Genomic DNA, 11,857 nt, shown 5'->3' on the forward strand with positions numbered 1-11,857 from the left:
GCCGCTGCGGCCGGACTCGAAGGCCCCGTACCCGGCCACCAAGGCGGCCGCCGAGCAGTTGGTGCGCTCGGCGCAGGGCCTGGAGACCGTGGTGGTGCGGCCGAGGTTCGTCTGGGGACCCGGGGACACCAGCGTGCTGCCGGCGCTCGTCGCGATGGTCGAGGCCGGCAGGTTCGCCTGGATCGGCGGCGGGACCCACCGCACGGACACCACCCACATCGACAACACCGTCGAGGGGCTGGTGCTGGCCGCGGAGCGGGGCAGGCCGGGCGAGGCGTACTTCGTGACCGACGGCGAACCGGTGGTGTTCCGCGACTTCCTCACCGAGCTGCTGGCCACCCGGGGAGTCGCCGCGCCGACCCGGTCGGTGCCGCTGGGCCTGGCCAAGGCGCTCGCCGGCGCCGCCGGGCGGACCTGGAAGCTGCTGGGCCGCAAGGACTCCCCGCCGCTGGACCACTTCGCGGTGTGGGCCGCCGGGCAGGAGTGCACGATCAACATCGGGAAGGCGAGGGCCGAGCTCGGTTACTCCCCGGTACGTACGGTTGCGGACGGTCTCGCCGGCCTGCGGGCATAACCCGATAGGGGTGTCCATCGTTGATTTGCACGATGCGTAGCCTGTGCCGGAGTGCGCTGAGCGGATGGAGGATGCCGGGTGACCGACACACCGATCTACGACCAGATCCAGTGGGAGTTCCGGTCCGCCAACAGCACCCCTGATGAGACCTCCCCGTCGGACACCACCGGCTCGCGCCGGCAGGACGGCAACCGCCGGCAGGTGTCGGTCTGGGCACTGCTCGACCAGCATCGCCGGCGTTCCTGACCCGCGACGGTGCGCAGGCTCCATCCCGAACCGGCCGGTGACCTCGACGACGCCGCACTGGAACGGCTCTACGACTACCCGCAGGACCCGGACGGTCCGTGGGTGCAGGTGAACTTCGTCAGCTCGGCGGACGGCGCGGCCAGCGTCGAGGGGCACTCGGCGGGCCTGTCCAGCCCGCCGGACAAGCGGATCTTCGCGCTCGGCCGCGACCTCGCCGACGTGGTGCTGGTCGGGGCCGGCACCGCGCGGAGCGAGGGTTACCGGGGGGTCAAGCGCACCGAGGTGCGGGCCGAGCGCCGCGCCCGGCTCGGCCGCTCGGAGGTGCCGCCGATCGCCGTCGTCACCCGCAGGTGCTCGGTCGAACCCGACTGGCCGCTGGTCACCGACACCGTGGTGGCGCCGATCGTGCTGACCTGCGCGGCCGCCCCCGCGCAGCGGCGCGAGGCCCTGACCGCGGCCGGCGCCGACGTGGTGGTGGCCGGCGACCACACCGTCGACCTGGCCGTGGCGCTCGGCGAACTGGCCGGGCGCGGACTGCGGCGGATCAACTGCGAGGGCGGCCCGCACCTGTTCGGCGAGCTGATCGCCGAGGACCTGGTGGACCAGCTGTGCCTGACCCTCTCGCCGCTACTGGTCAGCGGGGACGCGGTGCGCACGGCGGTCGGGCTGCCGCCGCCGGCCCCGCTCGGTCTGGAGCTGGCTTCGGTGCTGACCGAGGACGGTCAGCTCATGCTTCGCTACCGACGCCACCGGTCAGCACGTCGGCAAGGTTGAACCGGACCGGCTGCTCGAGCTGGTCATAGGTGCACGAACCGGGCTCCCGGTCCGGCCGCCAACGGACGAACTGGGTGGTGTGCCGGAACCGCGGGCCCTCCATGTAGTCGTAGCGGACCTCGAGCACCCGCTCGGGCCGCAGCGGCACGAACGACAGGTCCTTGCCGGCGTTCCACCGGCTGCCCTCGTTCTTGCGCGGGGTGCGGTTGCCCTCGAGCTGTTCGGCCCAGGCCCACGGGTGCTCGCTGAAGTCGGTGACCAGCGGCTGCAGCTCCTCGAACAGCTCCTTGCGGCGGGCCATCGGGAAGGCGCCGACCACCCCCACCGAGGCCAGCTTGCCGTCCTCGCCGTACAGGCCGAGCAGCAGCGAGCCGATCAGGCCGGGCCCGGACTTGTGCACCCGGTAGCCGGCCACCACGCAGTCGGCGGTGCGCTCGTGCTTGATCTTGGCGAGCACCCGGCGGTCCGGCTCGTACACGCCGTCCAGCGGCTTGGCGATCAGGCCGTCCAGCCCGGCGCCCTCGAACAGGTTGAACCACTGGCGGGCCAGGTCGATGTCGGTGGTCGCCGGGGTGACGTGGATGGGCGGCCGGGCCGGCGCCAGCGCCTCCTCGAGCGCCGCCCTGCGCTCCGCGAAGGGTCGCTCCATGAGGTCGGTGTCGTTCAGCGCGAGCAGGTCGAAGGCGACGAACGCGGCGGGGGTGCGCTCGGCGAGCAGGTTCACCCGGGACGCGGCCGGGTGGATGCGCTGCTGGAGGGCCTCGAAGTCGAGGCCGCGGCGCTCGGCGTCGGCGACGATGATCTCGCCGTCCACGACGCACCGGAGTGGCAGGTTCTCCTTGACCGCCGTGACCAGTTCCGGGAAGTAGCGGGTCATCGGCCGCTCGTTGCGGCTGCCGATCTCGACCTCGTCACCGTCCCGGAAGATGATCGACCGGAAACCGTCCCATTTGGGCTCGTAGAGCCGGCCGGGTGGGATCTCGGCGACCGGTTTGGCCAGCATGGGCGCCACGGGCGGCATCACAGGTAGCTGCACGCGGCCCATTCTGCCCGCAGTGTTCTGGTCAAGTTGGGCCATACTCGGAGTTCACCGGCGGAGTGGAAGGCTCAGCGGCGATGAGAAGCCGGGGCATGTTCGTGGTGGTCGCCTCGGCCGTCGTGGTCGCGCTGGGCGGGTGCACGGCTGGACCGTCGCAGCGGCCGGAGATCGTGGTACGGGATCCCGACGCGGTGCCGCAGTCGCAGTCCGTGCCGCCCAGTGATGTCCCGGTTCCGCCGCTGGACGAGCCCCGGCAGTCGACCCTGCGCTGGGGCACCTGCCGGCCGACCGTGCTGAACCGGTTGCCCGAGTCGCGGCCGGCCTGGCTCACCGTCGGCTGCACCCAGGTGAGCAGCACGCTGGACTCGCCCTACGCGCCCGGCCGCGGCACCGTCCGGCTGCAGCTGCTGCGGGCCGGGGCCGGTCCGATCCCGATCGTGGTGCTCAACGACGTCGGCGGTCAGCCCGGCACGATCTTCGCCGCCCGCCTGGCCGCGACCCTGCCCGAGTCGTTCTTCACCCGGTTCTCGCTGGTCGGCGTCGACCGGCGGGGAACGGGCAACTCCGAGGCCCCGGACTGCGTGCCGGCCGCCGTGCGGTCCCGGATCGTCGGCGTGGACCCGACCGCGGTCCAGGTCGACTCCTGGTTCGAGCCGGCCAAGACCGCCGGGCAGCAGTGCTCGATCGAGCTCGAGGGCCGGATGCCGGCGCTGGACACCTGGCGCACGACGGCCGACCTGGAGGCGGTGCGCCGCGCGCTGGCCCTGCCCCGGCTCAACGCGATCGGCCACGGCGAGGGATCGCGGGTGCTGACCGGCTACGCCGACCGGTACCCCGACAAGGTGGGCCGGATGGTGCTGGACGGGCTGCCGGACACCAACGAGGACCTGATCTCCGCCACCGAGGGCGTCGCGGCCGGCGCGGAGGCGACCTGGCAGGCGTTCGCGGCCGACTGCAAGGCCCGGGGCTGCGAGCTGGGCGCCGATCCGGTGAGTGTGCTGCCGGCGCTGGTCGCGCAGCTGCGCGCCGACCCGATCTCGACCGAGGGCGCCGACGTCGGAGTGGGCGTGGCCATGCGCGCGGTGCTGGTCGGGCTGGCGGACCGGGCCGGCTGGCCGGCCCTGGCCGCCGCGATCGACGCGGCCCGGCGCGGCGACGGCGCGGGGCTGGCGAACCTGCTGGACCCGATCGTGACGGGCTCCGAGAACCAGGCCCCGACGTTCGACGGTGAGCTGGTGGTCGGCTGCAACGACACCAAGCCCCGGCTGACCGTGGCGCAGGTGACCAAGGCGGCCCAGGAGTGGAACACCCGGTATCCGATGTTCGGCGCGCTGATGGCGCAGCGGCTGTCCCTGTGCGGGGTGTGGCCGGTGGCCAGCAAGCCGGTGACCGTGTCGGCGGCCGAGGGCGCGCCGCCGATCGTGGTGATCGGCACGGCGAGCGACCCGGTCACCCCGTTCGCCGGCACCGAGCGGGCCGCCCGGGCCTTGGCGGCGGCCACGCTGGTGTCCTGGCAGGGCGGCGGGCACGGCGCGCTGGGCCAGTCCTCGTGCGCCACGGAGGCGGCACTGACGTTCCTCACCGACGCCAAGGTGCCCCGCGACGGCACCGCCTGCCCGCCGTAGCACGAAACAATTCCGCAAGCGCGCCCGCGGAATTTGCGCGCAGATTTCCACCACCGGTTTGACAAATACGGATAATCGCCGGCCGACGTTTTCCGAGCCGGCGAAGCGGTCGTCACAATGACAACCAGCCGAGACCATTCCCGCCACGGACAGCGGCTCGACGCCAGATCGTGGCGGCACCATGGATCGCAGAGTAATAAATGCGGCCGGCACATCACGCTTCTCGGTGTAACTCGATTAGGTGGTGGCGATTCGCCGGGTGGTGAGTTGCGGGGGCGGCGGAAGCACGGTTAGACTTCGACGATTAGTTATTAATTCTTTGTATTTGCGTACTCATTGCGAGGGCACCGGGGGGTCGGTTTCGGCTACGTCGAATTGGATTTCGGGTGTCTTCGATGAGTGCACACAGCACCGGTGCGGCCAAGCGGCGATGGAGCGGGATCGTGGGGGCAGGACTGCTCCTGGCTGTCGTGGGGGGCGTGTACGAGACGGCTTCGCCGGTGCGGGCCGCGGCCGACCCGGCGGACTGCGCGACGCCCACCGACATCGAGTCGGGCGGCGGGAACCGGCCGATCAGAGTGGAAGAGGGGGACATCGTGCGGCTGACCGGGGGGCTGTTCACCGGGCCGGTCGACGCCCTCGAGTACGGAGGCACGCTCTGCGTCGCGGCGGACGCCAACCTCAACCCGACCGCCGTCCGGCAACCATCGGGAAGCCTGGTCGTGCAGGGGTCGGCCAGGTTCCCGTCGTTCACGTCCAGACCCAGGTTCGCACTCTTCGTCGAAGGCACGGCGGTGATCAACCTGACGACACTGGTGGGCTCCTCGTCGGTCGAGGTCGCCACGGGCGCCACGCTGACCGGAGGCGAACTGCTGCTGCTGTCGGGGTCGCTCACCACCAACGCGGGCACGATCGACAGCGGAATCGAGACCAGCAACGGCGCCACGCTGGTCAACTCCGGCGATATGACGACCCGCGGCGGTCTCGAGCTCGAGGGCCCGCTGTTCAACAGCGGGCGGGTCACCAGCATCGACGGACCGGTGGAGTTCACCTTCGGGTCGGAGGTGACGAACTCGTGCGTCATCACCGCCGCCGACGACGACGTGATCGTGACCAGCACCAGCAGCATCATCAACAACGGCTTCGTGCACGCCCCGACCGGAAGCCTGCGGGTGTACGGGAAGTACACCCAGACCCCGAACGGGTTGACCGCCGCCACGGAGCTGCACAACGACGGCGCGGTCTTCGGTTTCGGCCGGTACCGCTTCACCGGGTTCACCCGCAGCGCCGGCCTGTTCGCCGGGGCGAGCTCCGCCGAGCCGGTCGTCGTGGACGAACTGACCCCGCCGACCCCGCCAGCCGTCTTCGACGTGCAGACCGGCACGGTCGCCAACGTCGTCGCGGGCAGTGTGACGGCGCTGAACACCACCGACCTGCCGGGCGACTGCGTGCCGGGCAGTGGTGCGCCGGTCGCCGACGTGACCGTGGCGAAGGGCGGCCCGGCCGTGGTCGCGGCGGGTCAGCGCATCACCTACACCGTCCTCATCAACAACAACGGGCCGGATCCGGCGAGCGGGCTGGTCATCACCGACGCACTCCCGCCGCAGCTGACCGCGGTGGATGCCCCCGGCGGCACCATCGAACCCGGTCCGCTGGTCCGATGGACGCTGCCCGACCTGGCCGTGGGTGCCAGCACCACGTTCACCGTGAGCGGGACGGTGCCGGACAGCGGAACCCTGCTGAACCAGGCCTCGGCGACGGCGACCACCACCGACTCCAACCCGTCCAACAACAACGGCTCGACCTCCGCCCAGCAGTTGAGCACCGTCATCCAGCCGGGAACGCTGCCGAACTCGGCGCCGGGGGTCGAGGACAGCACGTTCAGCACCATCTCCGCGTTCCCCACGGCCGGCAGCGTCGCCTTCACCGACCCGGACCTCCAGCAGAGCCATCTGGTCGCGCTGAGCCGGGCGCCGCGCAGCGGATTCGTGACGATCAGCCCGTCCGGGGTGTTCTACTACACGCCGCGGTTCGGCTACACCGGCTTGGACGACTTCGCCGCGATCGTCTGCGACAACGGCAGCCCGGTGCTGTGCGACGAGGGCACGGTGACCATCGTCATCGCGCCGCTCGCCGTGTCGGACACGGCATACACCGTGATCGACGCGCCGGTCCGGATCGATGTGCTGCACAACGACCTCGGCGAGACCACCGCACCGTCGGTACTGAAGCCGCCGAGCTCCGGGACCGCGGTCGTGGACGGCACCGAGATCGTCTACACACCGTCGGCCGGGTTCATCGGCGTCGACGAGTTCGACTACGTCACCTGCGCGCCCTCGGATCCGTCCGTCTGCGGAAACTCCACGGTGACGGTGTTCGTGGACACCCCTCCGGACGAGCCGCCGGTCGCCGACGACACCGCCGTGACCACGGTCGTGGACAAAGCCGTCACCGCGGTCGTGCCGGTCTACGAGCCGGAGATCGGCGAGCCGATCAACGTCACGCTGGCGACCCCGCCCGCGTTCGGCACCGCGGTGGTGGCCCCGAACGGTTCGTTCACCTACACGCCCAGTTCCGGCTTCGCCGGCAAGGACTCCTTCATGGTCGAGGCCTGCGAGGCCAACCGGGCGGCCCTCTGCGACGACGCCACCGTCTCGGTGACCGTGAACCCGATCGCCAGGGCGGACACGGCCCAGACCGACGTGGACCTCCCGGTCGCGATCGACGTCACCGCGAACGACCTTGGCACCATCGGCGCCCCCACCGTGACGTTCCCACCCGCCTCGGGCACCGCCGCCGTCCAGCCGGACGGCACGGTCACCTACACCCCGAACGCGGGCTTCACCGGTCTGGACGTCTTCGAGTACCAGGTGTGCGCCGCCACCGACGCCACCGTGTGCGTGCAGGCCCCCGTCGCCGTCAGCGTCGGCGCGCAACCGAACCGGCCCCCGGTCATCCAGCCGCTCGAGCTCGCCACCGTCGCCGGCCGGCCGGTCAGCGACGTGCTGACGTACTACGACCCGGACGTCGGTCAGACCCTGACCGTCACCGTCGACAGCGGCCCGGCCAACGGATCCGCCGATATCGACGGCAACGGGGTCGTCACCTACACGCCGACGGGGGAGTTCACCGGCCGGGACCAGTTCCGGATCACCGTCTGCGACGACGACGCGACCCCGGCGTGCACGAGCACCGACGTGCCGGTCACGGTGAGCCCCCTTGTCCTGCCGGACGGGGCGACGGTCGACGTCGGCGCCTGGGTCGACATTCCGGTGCGCGCCAACGATCGCGGCGACGTCGGCCCGGTCACCGTCACCGTGCCGCCCGCGCACGGCGTCGCGCAGGTGAGCGCCTTCGTCCGCTATACCCCCGACCCGAACTTCGCCGGTCGCGACACGTTCACCTACCGGGTCTGCTCGACCGTGGACCCGGTCGTGTGCGGCAGCGCGCAGGTCCATGTCGGCGTCCTGCTGGTCGCCGTCGAGGACGGCGCGGCCACCAACTCCGGGCGGCCGGTCGCCAAGAACGTCCTGGCCAACGACCTCGTCGGGCCGGACACCGCCGTCACGATCCGCACCAGCCCGATGAACGGCACGGTGGTGATCGGCTCCGCCGGCACGCTCACCTACAGCCCGGCCGGGCCCTTCGCCGGTGTCGACTCCTTCAACTATTCGGCCTGCACCCCGGCGAATCCCCCGATCTGTTCCTCGGCGCCGGTCACGGTGCTGGTCGTACCGCTGGTGAAGAGTGACGTCGCGACCACCAGGCGGGCGGAGCCGGTCGCGATTCCCGTGGTGGACAACGACTTCGGCGTGGCCACGCCGGCCGTCGTCACCACCCCGCCGGCCAACGGCACCGTCACGGGCGGCGGGTTGGCGCGGATCACCGCGCTGGGCTCCGGGAACGTGTCCATCCTCGGCAACGCGACACCGCTGGTGTACACGCCGAACGCGGGTTTCGTGGGCACCGACTCGTTCACCTACCGGCGGTGCGCGGAGAGCAACCCGAACGTGTGCGGGCTCGCCGACGTGATCATCGCCGTCCTGCCGCCCCCGTTGACCGGTGGCGGCCTCCCACCGACCACCACCCCGCCGCCGGCCACGACGCCACCGCCGGCGGCCACGCCACCGCCGGCCGGCGCCGCACCGCCGGCCTCGGACACAGGGCCGGCCCCCACCGGTGGCGGCCATTCCGGAACGCTCGCCGCCACCGGGTTCGGGCTGATGCTGCTCGGCGCCGCGGGGGTCGCGATGCTCGTGGGAGCCGGACTGCGCGTGCTGGCCCGGCGACGGCGGACGTAGGCCTGGCCTCAGCCCAGCTCGGTCAGGGCCCGCTGGGCCTCCTCCAGCTCCGCCTGCAGCGTCGCGACCCGGGTCTGCTGCGCCCGCCGGGCGGCGTCCAGCGCCCGGTCGACGGCCTCGGACACCTGGGGCGGCAGCGCCCGCGCGGCCCGGGCCACGTCGGCAGGCGGCACCGGGAGGGCCCGGACGGTGCGCTTCTTGCCGACCACGACCTCCACCCGCCAGTCGCCGTCCGGCGTGGAGCTCAGCGTGACGGTCACCTCGGCCGGCGGCGCGGCCCGGCCGGCGCGGCGCGGCGGGGCCGGCTTCGCGGCGGTGGGCCGGACCTCGGGCGGCTGGTCCGGGGCCTGCGGTGCGGGACGGGCGGGCGCGGCCTTGGGTAACACGGGTTCGGAGGCCGGCTTCGGTTCGCTCCTGGGCGCCCGGGCCGGGGGCTTGGGGGCCGCCTTGCGGCGCGGCGGGCGGGTGCGGGTCAGCTCGGACGGCGAGAACGACAGCACGTCCTTGGAACCGGTGGGGCGCACCTGGATGAAGTCGCCCTCGCTGGCGTCGCCGAACGCGACCACCTTGGCCGAGCCGCCGGCCGGCACCCCGACCGCCGCCTTGGTGAACCAGACCATCGGCGGCCGGCCGGCGGTCAGCTCACCGCGCAACTGCGCGACGTCCTCGTCCGTCAACGAGACCAGTTGCGCCATGGGTTCCTCCGTATACCGCCGATCAAGCCCTTCGAGGCGTAGTTTGCCCTGGTGCCCTGACAAGACCAAGGGGTTCGCCATGAGCGCGCGATACCTGTGGTGGCGCAGTTGTTACGACGGGGTGCTGCACGCGTTTCCGGTCGTCCCGGACACCCCCCTGCTGCACCAGCACTACCGGGCGTCCTGCGCCCATGCCGCACCGCCCGACCTGGCCGGCGCCGCGCCGGACGGGCCGCGCTGCCCGTTGTGCCTGCTGATCCTCGGGGGTGCCGGGAACGGCGTCGAACGTTAGAGTGTCACCATCTCGTCCTGCAAATGGTAAGAAAGCACCATTCGGAGGGACCGATGGCCTGGCGCTCGCTTCCGATCCTGCTGACCTGCGGCCTGCTGCTGGCCGCCGCCCCCGCCGCGCCGGCCGTGCCGTTCCGGCCGGTGCGGGCGCTGACCTTCAACATCCACACCGGGATCGGCGAGGACGGCCGGCTCGACCTGGCCCGCACCGCGGCCGTCATCCGGGACAGTGGCGCGGACATCGCCGGCCTGCAGGAGGTCGACGTGCACTGGGCGGCCCGCAGCGAGTTCGCCGACCAGGCCACCGAACTGGCCCGGATGCTCGGCATGCGGTCGTTCTTCGCGCCGATCTACGACCTGCCGCCGCTGACCGAGGGGGCGCCCCGCCGGCAGTACGGCGTCGCCGTACTCAGCCGGTTTCCCATCCTGCGCGCGGAAAACCACCCGATCACCCGGCTGTCCACCCAGGATCCCGACCCGGTGCCGCAACCGATGCCCGGCTTCGCCGAGGCCGTCGTGCTCGCCCGCGGCATCCCGCTGCACGTCTACGTGACGCACCTGGACTTCCGCCCGGATCCGGCCGTGCGCGCCGCCCAGGTCGCCGACACCCTGCGGATCCTGGACCAGGACGGGCGCCGGGCCCGCCAGGTTCTGCTCGGCGACTTCAACGCCGAGCCCACCGCCCCGGAGCTCGCCCCGCTGTTCGGCAGCCTGCGGGACACCTGGCCCGGCCCCGACCCCGGCCTCACCTACCCCGCCGCCGCCCCAGCCAAGCGGATCGACTACGTGACCGTGTCGCCCACCCTGCGCACCCGCGACCCCGCCGTACTGGCCTCCGACGCCTCCGACCACCGCCCGGTGCGCGTCACCCTGCGGCCCTGAGGAAATCGCGTGCCATCCGACCGCTCCGTACGATCCAATGCCGGGAGTCGCCGGAGGAGGTCGCGGTGGAGGAGACGCCGAGCACCGTGCTGTGGCGCCCCACCGGGCCGGAGGAGCTGGAGCTCGTCCGGCGGTCCGGCTGGCTCGCCTGGCCGCCGCGACTGCCCGAGCAGCCGATCTTCTACCCCGTGCTCGACGAGGAGTACGCGATCAAGATCGCCCGCGACTGGAACGTCCCGCACCACGGTGTCGGCTACGTGACCCGCTTCCGCGTCGAATCGGACTTCCTGCAGCGCTACCCGGTCCAGCAGGCCGGCGGCCGGACCATCCTGGAGCTGTGGGTTCCCGCCGAGGAACTCGACGAGTTCAACGCCCACCTGGTCGGCCCGATCGAGGTCGTGCACGAGTTCCGCTGACCCCGGTCACTCCGCGGATCGGACCCGGTATTCGCAGCCGTACTCGACGGCGTACTGCAGGTCGTAGTGGTGGACGATCTTGGGACCGTCGTTGAGGTGGACGTGCGTGACGGTGTCCAGGGGCTGGGTGGGGAGGCGGTCGAGGGTGTCCACGCGGCCGTCGAGTGGGCCGCCGACGAAGCGGACCACGTACTGCTGGGACACGGCGACCTCCTCTCCCGACTACCCGATGGTTCCCGGCCCATCGCCGGAAAGCAACTGCTCATGAGTGCTTCTCAACCTCCAATCCGGTACGGCTCGGTCGACCACGTTGGGTAAGTTGGGGCGGTGAAGGTGGACCTGTCCCCCGCCCGGGGAACCCGTGACCTGCTGCCGGCGACCGTTGCCGTGCGCGACCATGTGCTGGCCACCATCACCGAGGTCTACCGCCGCTACGGCTACCAGCGCATCGAGACGCCGGCCCTGGAGAACATCGAGCGGCTGCAGGGCGGACAGGGCGGCGAGAACGAGAAGCTGATCTACCGGGTGCTGCGCCGCGGGCTCGACGAGCGGCTCGCCGCCGACACCCCGGTCACCGACCTGGTGGACCTGGGGCTGCGCTACGACCTGACCGTGCCGCTGTCCCGGTTCTACGGCAACAACCGCGCCACGCTGCCCGACCCGTTCCGTTCCTTCCAGGTCGGCCCGGTGTGGCGGGCGGAGCGCCCGCAGAAGGGCCGCTACCGGCAGTTCTACCAGTGCGACATCGACGTGCTCGGCGAGCCGAGCGTGCTCGCCGAGGTCGAGCTGATCGAGGCCACCACCGAGGCGCTGGCCGCCACCGGCCTGTCCGGCACCACCGTGCGGGTCTCCGACCGCCGGTTCCTCTCCGCGCTCGCCGCCCAGGTCGGGCTGCCCGAACCGGCCTGGGACGGACTGTTCATCACCCTGGACAAGCTGGACAAGAACGCCTGGGACGGGGTGCGGGCCGAGCTGGCCGGCCGGGGCATGGAGTCGGCCCAGGTCGACACGCTG

The 11,857-nt window shown here is 72.0% G+C and carries 12 protein-coding genes; 9 read left to right on the forward strand and 3 right to left on the reverse strand.

Annotation, left to right across the window (positions count from 1 at the left end; genetic code table 11):
* The 3 genes from VFO68_RS07480 to VFO68_RS07490 form a co-directional block, all read left to right on the forward strand.
* Positions 1 to 574, forward strand: a 574-nt coding sequence (locus VFO68_RS07480) for an NAD-dependent epimerase/dehydratase family protein (protein ID WP_325157438.1), incomplete at its 5' end; no start/stop codon positions are given.
* A 78-nt stretch (positions 575 to 652) separates the two neighbouring features.
* Positions 653 to 820, forward strand: coding sequence for a hypothetical protein (locus tag VFO68_RS07485; protein ID WP_325157439.1), 168 nt, complete (start codon positions 653 to 655; stop codon positions 818 to 820).
* Between the two features lie 9 nt (positions 821 to 829).
* The gene (locus VFO68_RS07490; protein ID WP_325157440.1) at positions 830 to 1,594 is read left to right on the forward strand and encodes a pyrimidine reductase family protein; all 765 of its coding nucleotides are present in this window, start codon (positions 830 to 832) and stop codon (positions 1,592 to 1,594) included.
* On the opposite strand, the gene VFO68_RS07495 is transcribed toward VFO68_RS07490, so the two are convergent.
* Positions 1,548 to 2,630: an ATP-dependent DNA ligase gene (locus VFO68_RS07495; RefSeq protein ID WP_325157441.1), complete on the reverse strand. Its 1,083-nt coding sequence runs from the start codon at positions 2,628 to 2,630 to the stop codon at positions 1,548 to 1,550. The genes VFO68_RS07490 and VFO68_RS07495 overlap by 47 nt on opposite strands.
* 80 nt (positions 2,631 to 2,710) lie before the next feature.
* Between VFO68_RS07495 and VFO68_RS07500 the strand changes: the two genes are divergently transcribed.
* Both VFO68_RS07500 and VFO68_RS07505 read left to right on the forward strand, forming a co-directional pair.
* On the forward strand, positions 2,711 to 4,258 hold the full coding sequence (locus VFO68_RS07500) for an alpha/beta hydrolase (protein WP_325157442.1): 1,548 nt from the start codon (positions 2,711 to 2,713) through the stop codon (positions 4,256 to 4,258).
* A 395-nt stretch (positions 4,259 to 4,653) separates the two neighbouring features.
* On the forward strand, positions 4,654 to 8,559 hold the full coding sequence (locus VFO68_RS07505; protein WP_325157443.1) for an Ig-like domain-containing protein: 3,906 nt from the start codon (positions 4,654 to 4,656) through the stop codon (positions 8,557 to 8,559).
* 8 nt (positions 8,560 to 8,567) lie between these two features.
* On the opposite strand, the gene VFO68_RS07510 is transcribed toward VFO68_RS07505, so the two are convergent.
* Positions 8,568 to 9,254, reverse strand: a complete 687-nt coding sequence (locus VFO68_RS07510) for a DUF6319 family protein (RefSeq protein WP_325157444.1) — start codon at positions 9,252 to 9,254, stop codon at positions 8,568 to 8,570.
* 79 nt (positions 9,255 to 9,333) lie between these two features.
* Between VFO68_RS07510 and VFO68_RS07515 the strand changes: the two genes are divergently transcribed.
* The 3 genes from VFO68_RS07515 (at position 9,334) to VFO68_RS07525 (ending at position 10,843) form a co-directional block, all read left to right on the forward strand.
* Positions 9,334 to 9,546, forward strand: coding sequence for a hypothetical protein (locus VFO68_RS07515; protein WP_325157445.1), 213 nt, complete (start codon positions 9,334 to 9,336; stop codon positions 9,544 to 9,546).
* 53 nt (positions 9,547 to 9,599) lie between these two features.
* Positions 9,600 to 10,427 (forward strand): endonuclease/exonuclease/phosphatase family protein, encoded by an 828-nt coding sequence (locus tag VFO68_RS07520; protein ID WP_325157446.1) that lies wholly within the window; start codon positions 9,600 to 9,602, stop codon positions 10,425 to 10,427.
* A 65-nt stretch (positions 10,428 to 10,492) separates the two neighbouring features.
* Complete coding sequence (locus VFO68_RS07525; RefSeq protein WP_325157447.1) at positions 10,493 to 10,843, forward strand: hypothetical protein; 351 nt, start codon at positions 10,493 to 10,495, stop codon at positions 10,841 to 10,843.
* Between the two features lie 6 nt (positions 10,844 to 10,849).
* On the opposite strand, the gene VFO68_RS07530 is transcribed toward VFO68_RS07525, so the two are convergent.
* A complete protein-coding gene (locus VFO68_RS07530; protein WP_325157448.1) occupies positions 10,850 to 11,047 on the reverse strand; it encodes a hypothetical protein in 198 nt (65 codons plus the stop codon).
* Between the two features lie 123 nt (positions 11,048 to 11,170).
* On the opposite strand from VFO68_RS07530, the gene VFO68_RS07535 reads away from it, so the two are divergent.
* Positions 11,171 to 11,857: ATP phosphoribosyltransferase regulatory subunit (locus VFO68_RS07535; RefSeq protein ID WP_325157449.1), on the forward strand; the 687-nt coding region annotated here is incomplete at its 3' end.

Origin of the sequence: Actinophytocola sp., from assembly GCF_035712165.1 — a bacterium.
GTDB lineage: Bacteria > Actinomycetota > Actinomycetes > Mycobacteriales > Pseudonocardiaceae > DASYTH01.

What these genes read in the sequence shown, in the direction of transcription:
- VFO68_RS07515 (WP_325157445.1), top strand. Translation starts at nt 9,334, where the DNA reads ATGAGCGCGCGATACCTGTGGTGGCGCAGTTGTTACGACGGGGTGCTG.
- VFO68_RS07500 (WP_325157442.1), top strand. Translation starts at nt 2,711, where the DNA reads ATGAGAAGCCGGGGCATGTTCGTGGTGGTCGCCTCGGCCGTCGTGGTC.
- VFO68_RS07510 (WP_325157444.1), bottom strand. Translation starts at nt 9,254, where the DNA reads ATGGCGCAACTGGTCTCGTTGACGGACGAGGACGTCGCGCAGTTGCGC.
- VFO68_RS07520 (WP_325157446.1), top strand. Translation starts at nt 9,600, where the DNA reads ATGGCCTGGCGCTCGCTTCCGATCCTGCTGACCTGCGGCCTGCTGCTG.
- VFO68_RS07505 (WP_325157443.1), top strand. Translation starts at nt 4,654, where the DNA reads ATGAGTGCACACAGCACCGGTGCGGCCAAGCGGCGATGGAGCGGGATC.